At 40.4% G+C, this 17,770-nt stretch carries 10 protein-coding genes and 2 rRNA genes; 1 reads left to right on the forward strand and 11 read right to left on the reverse strand.

Features of this window, described 5'->3' with window-relative positions:
- From I573_RS10055 to I573_RS10065, 3 genes are all read right to left on the reverse strand, one after another.
- Positions 1 to 1,626, reverse strand: a 23S ribosomal RNA gene (locus I573_RS10055); the annotation flags it as partial.
- 227 nt (positions 1,627 to 1,853) lie between these two features.
- Positions 1,854 to 3,410, reverse strand: a 16S ribosomal RNA gene (locus I573_RS10060).
- Between the two features lie 305 nt (positions 3,411 to 3,715).
- Positions 3,716 to 5,113, reverse strand: a complete 1,398-nt coding sequence (locus I573_RS10065) for a gluconokinase (protein ID WP_016186495.1) — start codon at positions 5,111 to 5,113, stop codon at positions 3,716 to 3,718.
- Between the two features lie 368 nt (positions 5,114 to 5,481).
- On the opposite strand from I573_RS10065, the gene I573_RS10070 reads away from it, so the two are divergent.
- On the forward strand, positions 5,482 to 6,969 hold the full coding sequence (locus I573_RS10070) for a peptide MFS transporter (protein WP_035020875.1): 1,488 nt from the start codon (positions 5,482 to 5,484) through the stop codon (positions 6,967 to 6,969).
- 35 nt (positions 6,970 to 7,004) lie between these two features.
- Here the strand turns inward: I573_RS10070 and I573_RS10075 are convergent, their stop codons facing one another.
- From I573_RS10075 to acnA, 8 genes are all read right to left on the reverse strand, one after another.
- Positions 7,005 to 8,087 carry an aminotransferase class I/II-fold pyridoxal phosphate-dependent enzyme gene (locus I573_RS10075; protein ID WP_016186493.1) on the reverse strand — a complete coding sequence of 361 codons (1,083 nt, stop codon included), beginning with the start codon at positions 8,085 to 8,087 and terminating at the stop codon, positions 7,005 to 7,007.
- A 2-nt stretch (positions 8,088 to 8,089) separates the two neighbouring features.
- Positions 8,090 to 9,277, reverse strand: coding sequence for a MalY/PatB family protein (locus tag I573_RS10080; protein WP_016186492.1), 1,188 nt, complete (start codon positions 9,275 to 9,277; stop codon positions 8,090 to 8,092).
- A 10-nt stretch (positions 9,278 to 9,287) separates the two neighbouring features.
- Positions 9,288 to 10,220 carry a homoserine O-succinyltransferase gene (locus I573_RS10085; RefSeq protein ID WP_035020879.1) on the reverse strand — a complete coding sequence of 311 codons (933 nt, stop codon included), beginning with the start codon at positions 10,218 to 10,220 and terminating at the stop codon, positions 9,288 to 9,290.
- Between the two features lie 307 nt (positions 10,221 to 10,527).
- Positions 10,528 to 11,301, reverse strand: coding sequence for an HAD family hydrolase (locus I573_RS10090; protein ID WP_016186490.1), 774 nt, complete (start codon positions 11,299 to 11,301; stop codon positions 10,528 to 10,530).
- A 13-nt stretch (positions 11,302 to 11,314) separates the two neighbouring features.
- Positions 11,315 to 12,475 carry a cation:proton antiporter gene (locus I573_RS10095; RefSeq protein ID WP_016186489.1) on the reverse strand — a complete coding sequence of 387 codons (1,161 nt, stop codon included), beginning with the start codon at positions 12,473 to 12,475 and terminating at the stop codon, positions 11,315 to 11,317.
- A 151-nt stretch (positions 12,476 to 12,626) separates the two neighbouring features.
- A complete protein-coding gene (icd, locus tag I573_RS10100) occupies positions 12,627 to 13,889 on the reverse strand; it encodes an NADP-dependent isocitrate dehydrogenase (protein ID WP_016186488.1) in 1,263 nt (420 codons plus the stop codon).
- Positions 13,882 to 15,015 (reverse strand): citrate synthase, encoded by a 1,134-nt coding sequence (locus I573_RS10105; RefSeq protein WP_016186487.1) that lies wholly within the window; start codon positions 15,013 to 15,015, stop codon positions 13,882 to 13,884. Before I573_RS10105 ends, icd begins: the two co-directional genes overlap by 8 nt.
- Before the next feature lie 12 nt (positions 15,016 to 15,027).
- On the reverse strand, positions 15,028 to 17,736 hold the full coding sequence (acnA, locus tag I573_RS10110; RefSeq protein ID WP_016186486.1) for an aconitate hydratase AcnA: 2,709 nt from the start codon (positions 17,734 to 17,736) through the stop codon (positions 15,028 to 15,030).
- Between the last annotated feature and the right edge of the window lie 34 nt (positions 17,737 to 17,770).

Genomic DNA, 17,770 nt, shown 5'->3' on the forward strand with positions numbered 1-17,770 from the left:
CACTAGAAGCTTTTCTTGGCAGTGTGACATCAGGAACTTCGGTACTATTATTTCCCTCCCCATCACAACTTGTCCTTGAAAGTGAAAGCATTTGACTCTCACTAAGACTTGTTGCTTGGACAGACATTTCCGATCGTCTGCATTCCTTAGCCTCCTGCGTCCCTCCATTGCTCAAACAAAAACAACGAGTACAGGAATATCAACCTGTTGTCCATCGCCTACGCCTGTCGGCCTCGGCTTAGGTCCCGACTAACCCTGGGCGGACGAGCCTTCCCCAGGAAACCTTAGTCATTCGGTGGACAGGATTCTCACCTGTCTTTCGCTACTCATACCGGCATTCTCACTTCTAAGCGCTCCAGTAGTCCTCACGGTCTACCTTCAACGCCCTTAGAACGCTCTCCTACCAGTGTACCAAAGGTACACTCCACAGCTTCGGTAATATGTTTAGCCCCGGTACATTTTCGGCGCAGGGTCACTCGACTAGTGAGCTATTACGCACTCTTTAAATGGTGGCTGCTTCTGAGCCAACATCCTAGTTGTCTGTGCAACCCCACATCCTTTTCCACTTAACATATATTTTGGGACCTTAGCTGGTGGTCTGGGCTGTTTCCCTTTCGACTATGGATCTTATCACTCACAGTCTGACTCCCGGATATAAATGAATGGCATTCGGAGTTTATCTGAATTCGGTAACCCGAGATGGGCCCCTAGTCCAAACAGTGCTCTACCTCCATCATTCTTAAATCCGAGGCTAGCCCTAAAGCTATTTCGGAGAGAACCAGCTATCTCCAAGTTCGATTGGAATTTCTCCGCTACCCACACCTCATCCCCGCACTTTTCAACGTACGTGGGTTCGGTCCTCCAGTGCGTTTTACCGCACCTTCAACCTGGACATGGGTAGATCACATGGTTTCGGGTCTACGACTACATACTAAAACGCCCTATTCAGACTCGCTTTCGCTACGGCTCCGCCTCTTCAGCTTAACCTCGCATGCAATCGTAACTCGCCGGTTCATTCTACAAAAGGCACGCCATCACCCATTAACGGGCTTTGACTTGTTGTAGGCACACGGTTTCAGGATCTATTTCACTCCCCTTCCGGGGTGCTTTTCACCTTTCCCTCACGGTACTGGTTCACTATCGGTCACTAGGGAGTATTTAGCCTTGGGAGATGGTCCTCCCGGATTCCGACGGAATTTCTCGTGTTCCGCCGTACTCAGGATCCTCCTAGGTGCATACCAAATTTCATCTACGGGGTTTTTACCCTCTTTGACTGACTTTTCCAAGTCATTCGACTATCTGATCGTACTACCATATTGGAGTCCTACAACCCCAAGATGCAAGCATCTTGGTTTGGGCTTTTCCCGTTTCGCTCGCCGCTACTCAGGGAATCGAATTTTCTTTCTCTTCCTGCAGGTACTTAGATGTTTCAGTTCTCTGCGTCTACCTCTAATCAGCTATGTATTCACTGAAAAGTAACATCCTATAAAAGATGCTGGGTTCCCCCATTCGGAAATCTCTGGATCATAGCTTACTTACAGCTCCCCAAAGCATATCGGTGTTAGTCCCGTCCTTCATCGGCTCCTAGTGCCAAGGCATCCACCGTGCGCCCTTATTCACTTAACCTTATCAACCTTACGGTTGGGTTTTAATCATTGTCTTCTAGCGATAGAAGATGATTAAGAAAAATAAGCAATTGAACGTATTAAAAAACTCATTCAACGCGGTGTTCTCGGTTTGTTTTGATTTCTTTACTTCAATATCCAGTTTTCAATGAACAAATTATTTGAGAGTAAACCTCTCAAAACTGAACAAAGTGGAAACGAACGTGTGTATTCCGTAATATTCCTTAGAAAGGAGGTGATCCAGCCGCACCTTCCGATACGGCTACCTTGTTACGACTTCACCCCAATCATCTATCCCACCTTAGGCGGCTGGCTCCAAAAGGTTACCTCACCGACTTCGGGTGTTACAAACTCTCGTGGTGTGACGGGCGGTGTGTACAAGGCCCGGGAACGTATTCACCGCGGCGTGCTGATCCGCGATTACTAGCGATTCCGGCTTCATGTAGGCGAGTTGCAGCCTACAATCCGAACTGAGAGAAACTTTAAGAGATTAGCTTAGCCTCGCGACTTCGCAACTCGTTGTATTTCCCATTGTAGCACGTGTGTAGCCCAGGTCATAAGGGGCATGATGATTTGACGTCATCCCCACCTTCCTCCGGTTTGTCACCGGCAGTCTCGCTAGAGTGCCCAACTAAATGATGGCAACTAACAATAAGGGTTGCGCTCGTTGCGGGACTTAACCCAACATCTCACGACACGAGCTGACGACAACCATGCACCACCTGTCACTTTGTCCCCGAAGGGAAAGCTCTATCTCTAGAGTGGTCAAAGGATGTCAAGACCTGGTAAGGTTCTTCGCGTTGCTTCGAATTAAACCACATGCTCCACCGCTTGTGCGGGCCCCCGTCAATTCCTTTGAGTTTCAACCTTGCGGTCGTACTCCCCAGGCGGAGTGCTTAATGCGTTAGCTGCAGCACTGAAGGGCGGAAACCCTCCAACACTTAGCACTCATCGTTTACGGCGTGGACTACCAGGGTATCTAATCCTGTTTGCTCCCCACGCTTTCGAGCCTCAGCGTCAGTTACAGACCAGAGAGTCGCCTTCGCCACTGGTGTTCCTCCATATATCTACGCATTTCACCGCTACACATGGAATTCCACTCTCCTCTTCTGCACTCAAGTTCTCCAGTTTCCAATGACCCTCCCCGGTTGAGCCGGGGGCTTTCACATCAGACTTAAAGAACCGCCTGCGCTCGCTTTACGCCCAATAAATCCGGACAACGCTTGCCACCTACGTATTACCGCGGCTGCTGGCACGTAGTTAGCCGTGGCTTTCTGGTTAGATACCGTCAAGGGATGAACATTTTACTCTCATCCTTGTTCTTCTCTAACAACAGAGTTTTACGATCCGAAAACCTTCTTCACTCACGCGGCGTTGCTCGGTCAGACTTTCGTCCATTGCCGAAGATTCCCTACTGCTGCCTCCCGTAGGAGTCTGGGCCGTGTCTCAGTCCCAGTGTGGCCGATCACCCTCTCAGGTCGGCTATGCATCGTTGCCTTGGTAGGCCATTACCCTACCAACTAGCTAATGCACCGCGGGTCCATCCATCAGTGACGCAAAAGCGCCTTTCATCACTCTACCATGCGGTAAACTGAATTATGCGGTATTAGCACCTGTTTCCAAGTGTTATCCCCCTCTGATGGGCAGGTTACCCACGTGTTACTCACCCGTTCGCCACTCCTCTTACTTGGTGAACCGAAGTTCGATAAGTAAGAAGCGTTCGACTTGCATGTATTAGGCACGCCGCCAGCGTTCGTCCTGAGCCAGGATCAAACTCTCATAAAAAATTTGAAACGATCTACGATCGTTAAGCTCTAAATTGACTTTGCTAGCAATAATTGCTTGCTGTTTTGTTTTGCTTCTATTAAATAGAAACACCTTACACTATTGGTTCGTTTGCTTGCTTTGTTCAGTTTTCAAAGGTCTACGTTGTTGTTTTAGCAACTCAATCATCATAACTTTTAAAACATAAAATGTCAACACTTTTTTTTAAAATGTTTTTTACTTTAATGCGTTATCGAATAGTTGTTTTGGCAACTTATATATAATAACATTCCATATAATTTAAGTCAACCCATAAGTGAAGAAATCTAAATTTCTTCACTTATTTTAGTTAATCCTGCGCTAAATATACTAAATGCGGTGGCATAAACTGATACTAAAGACGGATCTGGTTCGTATACGACTTGTTCTGTTGTATTCGTCGAAAAAATCGAATTTGCTAATAAATACGCTCCATAGGTTGGTTCATTATCTTCAGAATAACAAATTGGTGTCGAAAAAATCGCCGCACTTAAACGAATCAATTCGGGTTGTTGAAAAAAACCACCAGAAACTGAAATCAATTGCGGCTCTTGAATAAGCAATTGCTTGATAAAATTTAAATTAAACAAAATCCCCTCTACAGCTGCACGAACTAAATCGGCTTTTTCATGTTCCCATTTCAATCCTTGATAAGCTGCAGTAACATCTCCACTCCATAACGGTGCACGTTCCCCAAATAAGTACGGATAAAAAACTAATCGGTTCGCACCCGGCACGCTAGCCTTTAATAAAGTCGGTAACTGTTGGTAAAATTCTTCTTTAGAAGCACAAAAAATTTTAGCTAGCCATTCTAATACTTTTCCCCCATTATTAGTCGGGCCACCAATTACCCAGTATCCCGGCATTAAATAGTAACAAAAAAATCGTCCTAATGGATCAATCGTACGTTTTGTCGTCAGTACACGGATAGCACCACTGGTACCCAAAGTAACACTTACCGTACTTTTTGTGCTTACTTTTCCAGCTAAACTTGCTAGACATCCATCTGAAGAGCCGATCATTACTGTAATCGGTTCTGTATAGTCGCCTTGCAACTGTTCCGTCAATGAAAATGTATGTATGGTATCTGTGACTTGAGGAAATTGGCTTGACGTTAATTCTAGGTAATCTAGTGCTGATTCATCCCATCTAAATGTTTCCGTGTTAAATAATCCACTCGCTGAAGCATTTGAATAATCCGTGACCCATTCTCCAGTTAACCACTCCATTAGATATGCTTTTAAATCACTCCAAAAAGGCGTCATACAATACATATCAGATTGAGCTTCCTTGAAAAAAGCTAGTTTACAAAATGGCGACATTGGATGAATCGGTGTCCCTGTATGTTGATAAATAGTCAAAGCAAAATCTGTAGCTTTGATTTTTTTGGCACATTGACTTGCTTGTTGATCCGACCAAATATACATCTTTAACGTTTCTTGTTGCAAAGGAATCAACGTATGCATCGGTGTACTTAACACGATCGTTTTAAATTCAATACCTTTTAAACGACAAGCTTGCATCGCATGCCAAATAATTTCTTTGATCTGTTTTGGATCTTGATACGCGACGCCAGTTGGTTCAAATACCGTATCGACGTTTTCTTGATACGTCCATATGGATTTTCCGTTTTGATATACGACGATTTTAACCGCTGTTGTTCCAATATCTATTGTAAACTCCATGTTTTCCCACCTACTCTTCATATTTCCATCTGTTATAACTAGTATAGCAAATCTTACTTAGCTGTTTCTTATTTTCTCACAAACTCTTCATAGTAGAAAATCACTTTTGTACTGTTCTATTTAAAATCTTAAAGTAACCGTTAACATTAAGCTTAAAACGCAATTATATAATAGTTCAAGAATAAATCAATGGCAGAAAACTAACCAAAAAACGAGTTTTATTATGAATAAGAGAGCATTTTATCATATTTCTAATAAAAACTGCATTCTGATCCTAAAAAAATTGACTAGAATTCTTTATGTTCGTAAAATAACCCTTGTGCGAAAATTTAAAGGAGGGATAATTTTTGAATTATTCTAGAGAAGAAATGGTCAATAGCGTACCATCTAAAGGGTTCTTTGGCCACCCTCGCGGACTTGGTGTGTTATTTTTCATCGAGTTTTGGGAAAGATTTAGTTATTACGGCATGCGCGCAATTTTACTGTATTTTATGTACGATTCTGTTGCCAATGGTGGACTAGGCTTAGCGGAAACAACTGCTCAGTCTATTATGTCTTTGTATGGTGCATTAATTTTTATGACGTGTATCATCGGAGGTTGGTTAGCTGACCGGGTGTTTGGTTCACGAACAACACTTTTTTATGGTGCAGTATTGATTATGTTAGGGCACGTTTTTCTAGCACTCCCTTTTGGAGGCTTGGTAACCTTTTTAGCATCGATGTTGTTTATCATCATCGGAACTGGAATGTTAAAACCAAATATCTCGAATGTCGTAGGTGGTCTGTATGACAAAAATGACACACGTATGGATAATGGTTTTGTCATCTTTTATATGTCTGTTAATATGGGTGCGTTTATTTCGCCATTGATCGTTGGAAACTTACAAACTTCCTTTGGTTATCACGCAGGATTTAGCGCTGCTGCTTTTGGAATGTTTTTAGCATTGATTTTTTATATTCTATTTAATAAAAAAAATCTTGGATTAGTCGGCAAAGATATCCCAAATCCACTTGATGCACTTGAAAAGCGTCAATTTAAAAAGAACTTAGCGATTGTATTTGCTGTTGTAGTCGTGTTGTTAATCATTGGCTATTTCACAAACTTACTAACGTTTAATGTCTTTTCACTTGTCGTAACGGGTCTGGGAATCTTTTTACCATTCATTTATTTCTGGTCAATGTATAGTAGTAAAAAAACGACCACTGTTGAAAAATCACGCTTATTGTCTTACATCCCTCTCTTTTTATCTGCAGTGATGTTCTGGGCGATTCAAGAGCAAGGTTCTTCAATTTTGGGTGCGTTTATCGACAAAAACACACAACGTGATTTAAATCCGTTGTTAAATATCGACTATACGGTTCCAGCTGCCTTTTTCCAATCGATCAATCCACTCTTGATCGTACTCTTTGCTCCGATTATTTCTTGGTTCTGGCAAAGATTAGGCAATCGTGCACCTGCAACACCAATCAAATTTGCCATTGGTTTATTCTTAGCAGGAATTTCATTCTTAATGATGGTCATCCCAACTATGGGAATGGATAGTCAAACGTTGATCAATCCTTTATGGATCGTATTCTCGTTTGCCATTTGTGTTATCGGTGAATTGTGCTTGTCTCCAGTTGGATCAAGTGTTTCTGTTAAATTAGCCCCAAAAGCATTTGAATCTCAAATGATGTCATTATGGTTATTATCTTCTGCCACTGCACAAGGTGTGAATGCGCAGTTGGTTCGTTTATATGGCATTATGTCAAAATCAACTTATTTTGGTTTCTTAGGTGGGATCGCGATTGCATTAGCCGTAATCGTGTTTGTTCTAACCCCTTGGATGTCGAAAAAAATGCAAGGAATTAAATAAAAAAAGCATGACCAATTCAATTGGTCATGTTTTTTTTACTCTAATGCTTGAAGAAGATCAGCAATCAAATCATCTGCATGTTCAATCCCTACCGATAAGCGGAGGAGATCAGGTGTTAACCCATAAGATTCTCGCTCTGCTTGAGGAATATCTGCATGTGTTTGCGTTGTAGGATACGTGATTAAACTTTCGACACCACCTAAACTTTCTGCAAAAGAAATAATCGTCAGTCGCGCTAAAAATTCTTTGATCAACGTTTCTGATTGGAGTTTCAAGCTGATCATTGCTCCTTTGCCCGCATAAAATACTTCTTTGATTTTTTCATGTTCTGCTAAGGCCGTTACGATTTTTTTCGCATTCTCTTCTTGTTTATCAAAACGCAAGGATAAAGTTTTCAAACTACGAATAAACAACCAACAATCGAAATTGCTTAATGAAGGACCGATTGTATTGGCTAGATAAACTAAACGAGAGTCAAGATCAGGATGTTTGCTCACGATGACACCAGCTAAGATATCATTGTGCCCGGTTAAATATTTTGTTCCTGAATGGATGACAATATCCGCGCCTTCATCTAAAGGTTTTTGGCGTAATGGTGTTAAAAACGTATTGTCGACAATCAAATACGCATGATGCTTTTTAGCTAACTCGCTGACTTTTGCAATCGAGGTTTCATTCATTAATGGATTCGTCGGCGTTTCCAGAAAAATTGCTGCCACTTCATCTGTTAATTGTGCTTCTAAGTCTTCAACACGATCAAAATAATAAAATTTCGCGCGTTTTCTGGCTTCTAATTCCTTGAAAAACCGATAACTTCCTCCGTAAAGGTCGCGCGAGACAAAGAACGTTGATCCACTATCAAATAAATCAAAAACCAATGCGATAGCACTCATACCAGAGCTTGTAACAATAGCTTGCGTGCCATTTTCTAAGTTTGCTAGTCCTTCTTCTAAAATATCACGTGTTGGATTTTTGGTCCGTGTGTAATCATATCCCGTACTTTGGCCTAATTCTGGATGGGCAAAGGTCGTACTTAAATAAATTGGGGCACTGATTGCACCGGTTTGTGGATCTTTTCGATTTCCTAATTGTGCTAACTCGGTTTCAAATTGGACCATGCTCATCTCTCTCCTTTGATTGCAGCGATTAATTGACGAATTGCTTGGTGAATCAACTCGGGTTTCGTAGCTAAATTGATTCGAATGTACGTATCATATTCTTTAGCGAACCATTCCCCAAAATCAATAGCTAACTTTGCTTTTTCTTGAACCAGTGTTTTTACAGCTTCTCCATTCAGCACATCTGCTAAATTGATCCACATCAGATACGTTCCTTCTAAAGGACTGATTGCAATATCGGGAAATGCTGCTGTAAGTTCATTTCGGATGTATTGTTCATTTTCACGAACGATTTCTAAAAAAGTCGCCAACCATTCATCACTTTTTGTGTAAGCTGTTTTTGCGGCTACTTGACCTAAAACACTAAGTTCTGTTTGACGATGTGTGCTTGCCCAATGATCAAAAGCCTCTCGTAGTTGGACATTTGGAAACCACATATGAGCATTTAATAATCCTGCAAAATTAAACGTTTTAGAAGGCGCATTGCACACGATCAATTGCTCAAACTCTAACTCTTTAGCTACAGTCAATGCAGAGACAAATGGACGATTCGTTAAAATCAAATCTGAATGGATTTCATCTGAGATCACTAAGACATTGTAAGCTTTACATAGACTAAACAAGCGATGTAACTCCTCTTTGCGCCATACACGTCCTACTGGATTATGAGGGGAGCATAAGATAAATAGTTTAATCTCTTTTGTAGTAAATAATGCTTCTAATGCATTAAAATCCATGTAATAATGTTCATCTTTATTGACTAAAGGCGCTTGGATCAATTGGCGGTTTTGATCTTCAATTGCATGATAAAACGGATAATATACAGGTGGCTGGATCAAAATTTGATCAGATTCTTGTGTAAAACAGGCGATCAGATCATAAAGTGCTTGTACAACACCTGTTGAAAAACGTAACCACTCTTCTTTGACTTGTGTTTGTTCATGACGATCTAACCAACCTTGATAAGCTGTTACATAATCTTTTGGCGTTTTAGAATATCCAAAAATACCATGTTCAATCCGAGTGATCAACGCTTCTTTTACATGTTGGTCCGTCGAAAAATCAGAATCTGCTACCCATAAAGGTAAAAGATCCGCTTGACCAAATCGTTCTGATAAGGCATCCCATTTTAATGAATCACTGTTGTGTCGTTCTCGATAATAATTGTCAATAAACGTTTCCTTCTTCATCTAATTCCCCCTAATTTTCAGTCAATCGACACTCAACTTGTCCAATTTGCGTTTCGTCAAATGGTGTACGTTGATACGTGTCGTGTATCCAATTTAAAAAAAACAATGACGCATGTGATTGCCAAGTATTGATGACTCCTTTGTTTGGATCATCTTCTATAAAATAATGTTCTGGCTTTTTAGCTTTGCCAGTCATTAGATCTCGTTGGTATTCTTTCAATAATGTATCTGTCTCATATTCTAGATGACCGAATAAAAATAGATTTTTTTGATTTTTAGATGCGACAATAGCTGGACCCGTCTTGTGACTTGTCGCTAGCACATCTAGATCACTTTTTTGTAATGCTTGCTCATCGATTCCAGTAAAACGAGAATGTGGGCAATAAAATTGTTTCGAAAAGCCACGTAATGTCGGATGACCTTGCACGATCGTTTGCTCGAATACACCCAATAATTTTTCATGATAGCGGGTCTTCTTAATGTTATAGTGATGATACATCGCTGCTTGTGCCCCCCAACAAATATGCATCACAGAAGTACAATGAGTCTGACTCCACTCTAAAATATCACAAAGTTCATCCCAATAATCAATTTCTTCAAACGGCTTTTGTTCAATTGGCGCACCTGTAATAATCAACCCATCTAAATTTTCAGCTTTCATCTCAGCTGTTGTTGCATAAAACTTTGTTAAATGCGCTTGGCTCGTATGTTTACTAACATGATGGGTCATGCGTAATAGTCGAACATCGATTTGTAACGGACTCATTGAGAGCAATCGAAGCAATTGCGTCTCTGTTTGGATTTTGTCGGGCATTAAATTGATAATCCCGATCTTCATCGGACGAATATCTTGATGTTTTGCTTGTTGATCTTTAATTGCATAAATCGTTTCTTGTTTTAAGACTTTGGCTGCCGGTAAATCCTGAGCAATAATAATAGGCAAATAAGTCGCTCCTCTCTCCATAAAAAAAGCCCCTTTACCGTTAAACGGTAAAGGGACGAATATTCGTGGTACCACCCTAATTTGCACATAGCTGTGCCTCATTGGTCATGCGCATATAACGGACGCTCACCCGTTTATTTAGCTTGCACCAAATAAAAACTCCAAGTTCATCTTCATCTTTGCATCACGTCTCCTTTTTCAGCTACCGGAGTCTCTGTATCGCTTGCATTGGACTACTCTTCTCTTCTTCATTTTTTCTCATATGAATTTCATTTTATTATAATGGTTTTTATTGAAAAGTCAACGACTAAATCCATCCATACTGTCGACAAGCATATTCGATTCCATCTTCTGTATTGGCTTTGGTTACAAAATCAGCGCGCTCTTTCAACTCATCTACTGCATTTCCCATTGCGATACTAAACCAATCTGGATCAAACATCACCAGATCGTTCGTATCATCTCCAAAGACCACAACGTCGGCTAATGGAGCATTTAATTGTGCCATCAGTTGTCGAATTCCTTGATCTTTTTCATCGATTTGATACATTAAATACTCCGGCACATAATACAAACTAGGCAACACGTCTTTTGTGGTCAAGATCTGCTGACTTGTTTTGGGCAATGCGATATATAGTTTGTAAATCGTCTCCAATTGTTCAATATCCAATGTATCGTCTATACGATAAGTTGTCGGTTCTTGCCTTGGTCCTACTTGTGTGACAAAACGATCGTCTTTACTCACTACTTCTTGTGAGTCACTTAATGCAAATAAGACACCTAATCCAAGTTGTTCTGCCTCTTTGGCGATTTGTTTTGCTTTTTCTAAATCAAGTGGCCGATTACCTACTAATTGATCTTCAATCACAATTGCCCCACCCCCAGCGCAGACCATGTTGTGTAGTCCTAATGCTTCCATAATTGGACGAGCTTTATAATGTGCACGCCCAGTTGCAATCGCCACAAAATGACCGTTAGCTTGTAATTGATCTAATGTTCGTTTGGCACTAGGTATGACTTCATTTGTCACACGATCTGTCAAAGTACCATCAATATCAAAAAAGAAATATTTTTTTTGCATACGATTGACTCCTTTATTGTGCGGTTGCGTGTACTTTTTTCGTATAGTATTTTAAGAAAAATGGAGACATTAAGGTACTTAAAATAATAACAATCACAAATGGAGCATATAATTCATGTGGCACGATTCCGGCTTCATCACCTAATTGTAAAATGATCAAAGCCATCTCACCACGTGAAATCAAACCAGATCCAATCATTAAAGCCGAATGATTGTCAAATCCCACTATCCGACTGCCTAAATATCCACCTAGTAACTTACTAATAATGGCGACAATCAATAATACAATGATAAATACGATTTGTGTCCATAATTCATCAAACGTTACACTTAGTCCGATACTAACAAAAAAGACCGGAATAAATACACTATATCCTAATACTTCAACATTTTTAAATACAAGTTCTTTCACTTTCGTTTGGCCAACTGCGATTCCGGCAAAAAAAGCACCGATAACCGAACTTAACCCTACAAAATCAGCTAAATACGCCATACTTAAACATAAGACGACCGATGTGATCACCGTCGAACTTGTCGCAAACAACTTGCCACTTAATTCCATTAATTTATCAGCCATAAAACGGATCACAAAAAAGATCAAGCCAAAATAAAGGACTTGTTCAAGCAGCAACAACGGTAACGGTAAACTAGACGTGGACGTTCCACTTTGGAAAAACGGTAAACTCAAACTAAAGATCAAGACAACGGCAATATCATCTACCACCGAAGCACCTAAGATCGTTGCCCCTTCTTTTGTCTGTAAAGCTCGTAATTCTTTCAAGACCTCAACTGAAATACTCACCGACGTTGCCGCTAAGATCATTCCTGAAAAAAGCGCGACTTTCATTGAAAAGCCAAACCAAAAGGTACTAACTCCTCCTAATACGATCGGCAACAAGATCCCTAAAAACGCCACTAAAAATGCAGGTTTCGCATACTTTTTAAGTAACTGTAAATCACTTTCGATTCCAGCTAAAAACATCAATAATATGACGCCTAATTCTGAAAATTCATGTAAAATTTCAGTATTTTTTAATAAATGTAACCCTCCACTCCCTAATACGATACCGACTAATAACTGTCCTACTACTGCAGGAACGCCAATTCTTCTTGAAAAATGTGACACAAGTGTCGTCGTAATCAAAATCAAACACAAACTACCAATAAATGCCATTGTTTCTCCTCCTTATGTATATTAAGGCAAAAAAAGCGTAGACTAAAGGCGATTTCTCCGCCCCTGAAGAAACACACCTTGAAAGCCTACGCCCAACCCTTGTTTGTTTATACTCAAAAAATAGTATAACAAAAATCAACGAGCTTGACACTTATAGTTGTTCAAAAATTTGTTGACTAAATTCACTTAAACTTACTTCTTTTGCCTCTTCTAATTGAGAAGCAAAATCAAATGTTACGGATTTTGATGCGATGGCGTGTTCGATCGCGTGCTCGATTCGATCGGCTACATCATGCCATCCAATATAGCGAAACATTAAAACACCGGATAGAAGCACTGAACATGGATTCACTTTATTTTTACCGGCAAATTTTGGAGCGGTTCCATGTGTTGCTTCAAAAATTGCGTGTCCTGTTTGAAGATTAATATTCGCTCCAGGTGAAATCCCTACACCACCAACTTGTGCAGCAAGTGCATCTGAAATATAATCGCCATTTAGATTCATTGTAGCGATAACTTGATGCTCTTTAGGTCTGGCGATAATTTCTTCTAAGAAAATATCAGCAATACAGTCTTTGACGATCAATTTTTGCTCATGTTGCGCTTTTTTTAACGCTTGTTTTGCGGCTTCTTCTCCAAGTTGTGTTTTGATCGTATCAAAGGTCGTATAGGTGAAGGTTTGATCGGCAAATTCTTCATTTGCGACTTCATACCCCCATTTTTTAAATCCACCTTCTGTAAATTTCATGATATTGCCTTTATGAACTAATGTTAAAAATTGTTTTTTATTTTCTAACGCATATTCAATCGCCGCGCGCACGAGTCGTTTGCTTCCTTCACTTGAGATTGGTTTGATGCCAATCGCACTAGTTTCAGGAAAACGGATCGTGGTGATCTTAAATTCTTCTGCTAAAAATGTGATCAATTTTTGAGCTTCAACACTTTGGGCAGCAAACTCGATCCCAGCATAGATATCTTCTGTATTTTCACGAAAAACGACCATATCCGTCCACTCTGGATGCTTGACAGGAGAAGGGACACCTTTAAAATAGCGCACTGGACGCATACAGACATATAGATCAAGCGTTTGCCGTAATGTAACGTTTAATGAACGAATTCCTTCCCCAATAGGCGTTGTCAACGGACCTTTGATTGCTACAAGCGATTCTTTTATCGCTTCTAGTGTTTCTTCTGGCAAATAGGATCCGGTTTGTTCAAATGCCGCTTGTCCAGCCAATAGTTCTCGCCAAGCAACAGCTTTATTTCCTTGATACGTCAGGTACACTGCCTGATCGAAAATCCGTTGTGCTTGTTCCCAAATTTCTGGACCAATGCCATCCCCTTTAATAAATGGAATACTAGGAAAATCTGGAACACAAAGTCCAGCTTCTTCCATTTTAATTACCTCATGCATACAACTTCCCTACTCTTTCTTCAATGTTTTGATAGCGTTGGTTAAATTCTCCTTTATATAACGAACGCGGGCGAATCAAACGGTTGGCCTTTTTTTGTTCTGCAATGTGTGCTAACCATCCAGATACACGGCTCATTGCAAAAATTAACGTAAATAAATCTTTGTCGATCCCTAATACGTGATAGACAGTTGCCGAATAAAAATCCACATTTGGAATCAAACCTTTTTCTTGGCGGATTACTTGTTCCACTTCTTCAGATAACGTGTACCATTGGCTATTGATCGTATCGAGAGTCATCGTGTTTGCCATTTCTTTTAAGTAAATCTGTCTGGGATCCACTGTCGTATAAACACGATGGCCAAATCCCATAATTTTTTCTTTAGAGTCTAATTTTTCTAAAATATACGTTTTTGCATTCCCCATTTCCGCGATTTCTTCCAACATGTCAAATACACGTTCATTGGCCCCTCCATGTAAACTGCCTTTTAACGTACCGATCGCTGTTGTAACACAAGAATAGGTATCCGATAACGTCGACGCACATACACGTGCTGCAAATGTCGACGCATTTAATTCATGATCGGCATGTAACACTAACGCACGATTTAACGCTTTAACGTCGATTTCTCTTGGAATCTCTCCAGTTAACATATATAAAAAATTAGCAGCTAAGCTTAATTTTGGATTGGGCTCAATTGGATCCAATCCTTTACGTAACCGACAAAAACTCGCAATGATCGTTGGGATTTTTGCTTGTAATGCAAGACTTTGACGGTATACGGCTGCATCGTCTGTCTGCTCTGCTTCTTTATCAAATACCCCTAATAACGACACTGTGCTTCGCAATACGCTCATGGGATGAAGATTTTGACGGCATTGGATACGCAAACAAGATTCCACCGCTTCTCCGATAGCATATTGCGCACGTAAAGTCGTTAAAAATGTTTGATATTCTATTGTATTCGGTAAATGGCCATTCCAAAGCAAAAAGACAACTTCTTCAAATTCAGCATCTTGTTGCATAAACTCATCAATATCGTATCCAAAATAACTTAAGCGATCCTCATGAATCGCACTAATAAAGGTATCGCACGCGACTGTATTCGCTAAACCTGCTGTAGTCATCTTTTTTCCTCCTTAGTGTGAATGAATCTGCTTGGCTTCCGCAATTTTTTTACGAACCACCATTGGTAAAATCCCCTGATTCTGGTAGTAACGAATGTCTGCTTGTGAATCAAAGCGAACGGTTACTTGAAAAGTAATTTCACGATCGTCCTTTGTTGCTGTCACATCGATCACATCATGGACACCTGTACCTTCTGTCAATTGGACTGTAAATCGCTCACTACCATCTAATCCAAGTGTTTCCGCAGTTTGACCAGGTAAAAATTCTAAAGGCAATACTCCCATCATCACTAAATTTGATCGATGAATTCGTTCATAACTTTCGGCAATTACCGCTTTGACACCTAATAAATACGTTCCTTTTGCTGCCCAGTCTCTAGAAGAACCCATCCCATAATCTTTCCCCGCTAAAATAATCAATCCTGTTTGCTCTTCTTTATACCGCATCGCCGCATCATAGATCGATAAGACTTCACCGGTTTTTGCATAGATCGTTTGTCCTCCTTCGATTCCTGGGACTAATTGATTTTTGATACGAATATTGGCAAATGTGCCTCGCATCATGACTTCGTGATGGCCACGTCTTGATCCATAAGAATTAAATTCTCGCAAAGTGACGCCTCTCGATTTTAAATAGCGGCCAGCGGGTACCTTGCTTGAGATCGCTCCAGCTGGTGAAATATGATCGGTTGTCACAGAATCACCAAATTTGGCTAATACTGCAAGATTTTCTAAGGGTGCTAATGGTACAAGTGTTTCACTCATTTGTTCGAAATAAGGTGGATTGGCAATATAGGTAGACTCTTCGTCCCAAGAATAGATCGGATCATCACTTACTGTGATTTGGTTCCATACTTCATTAGCATCAAACACTTTTGCATAATGGGTTTGATAGAGCTCTGGTGTTACGAATGCTTTGACCGTTTGATCGATTTCTTCTTTGGTAGGCCAAATATCTTGTAAATAAACAGCTTGACCATTTGCTTGTCCTAATGGTTCTTTCGTTAGATCTTTATTCACACTTCCAGCTAAAGCATATGCAATCACAAGTGGTGGAGAAGCTAAATAATTGGCTTTGACTTGCGGATGGATTCGTCCTTCAAAATTTCGATTCCCACTTAATACGGCAGATACGATCATTTCTTCATCTATAATAGTTTGTGCTAGTTGTTCATCGATCGGTCCTGAGTTACCGATACATGTCGTACATCCATAGCCTACAACAGCAAAACCTAATTGTTCTAAATAAGGAAGTAAACCTGAAGCTTGTAAATATGCGGTAACGACTTGGGAACCTGGTGCTAGTGAGGTTTTTACTTTTTTAGAAACAGTCAGGCCTTTTTCAACGGCATGTTTGGCTAATAATCCAGCTGCTAACATGACATAAGGATTTGATGTATTGGTACAACTCGTAATGGCCGCAAGTACAAGATCACCCGTTTGCAATCGTTCTTCTTTCCCCTCTACTACAACCGTCGTTGCTTTAGAGATCACGTCTTTTGTTAAACCAAAGCCTTGCGGTCCTTCTGGATTGGTTAGCGATGCTTGAAATTGTTGTTTCATTTGCGGAAGTACAACTAGATCTTGCGGTCGTTTTGGACCGGCTAAACTTGTCGTTACACAAGATAGATCCACTTCGACGATCGTCGTATAGTCACGTGTTGTCTCTTCATAATACAAATCATTTTGTTTGAGATACGCACTCGTTAACTCGATTTGTTCTTGTGAACGCCCAGTTAACTTCATATAGCGTAACGTTTCATCATCTACTGGAAAATAGCCACATGTTGCTCCATATTCTGGCGCCATATTGGCAATCGTTGCCCGATCAGCTAAAGACAATTCGCGCATTCCCGGACCGAAAAATTCTACAAATTTTCCAACAACCTTTGTTTCGCGTAAGATTTTTGTAATTTCAAGTGCAATATCTGTAGCGGTAGCTCCGATCGCTGTTTTTCCAGTTAGATAGACTCCCACTACTTCTGGAACTGGAAAATAAGAAGGTTCACCTAACATTGCAGCTTCTGCTTCAATTCCCCCAACACCCCAACCTAACACGCCTAAACCGTTGATCATGGTCGTATGTGAATCTGTTCCTAATACACTATCTGGATAAACAATCGTCTGCTCAGCTTGAATTTTTGTTACTACAACGTCAGATAAATACTCAATATTTACTTGATGGATGATACCTGTTGCAGGAGGGATCACTCGGTAATGATCGAAAGCCGTTTGTGCCCACTTTAAAAATTCATAGCGTTCTTCATTACGTTGAAATTCAAGTGCGATATTCGCAGCTAAAGCTTCAACACTTCCCGCCTTATCTACCTGAACGGAATGATCAATCACTAAATCAACTGGAATTTCTGGATTCACTTGTTCGGCTTTCCCACCTAATTTTACGATAGCTTCTCGCATCGAAGCTAAGTCAACAATGACCGGTACTCCTGTAAAATCTTGTAAAATCACACGTGTTGGTTTAAAAGGGATCTCTCCTTTAGGTTGTTTCGCGTCATAGCTCACTAGATTTTTTATATGTTGTGTGGTAATGTCCACCTCATCTGCTTGTCGAACAAGAGATTCTAGTAATAAACGAATCACATAAGGTAAGCGTGTAATCGAATAGCCGTATGTATTGGCAACTTCATGTAAGTCAAAAAGCGTATATTCTTTCTCATTTACCGTAAAGGGCCGTAAGTACTTTGTTTGTGTGTGTTGCATGTAAAAAAACCTCCCATCTGATGATTCAATGTAT

The sequence above is a fragment of the Enterococcus sulfureus ATCC 49903 genome (genome assembly GCF_000407605.1).
In the GTDB taxonomy this organism is placed as follows: domain Bacteria; phylum Bacillota; class Bacilli; order Lactobacillales; family Enterococcaceae; genus Enterococcus_G; species Enterococcus_G sulfureus.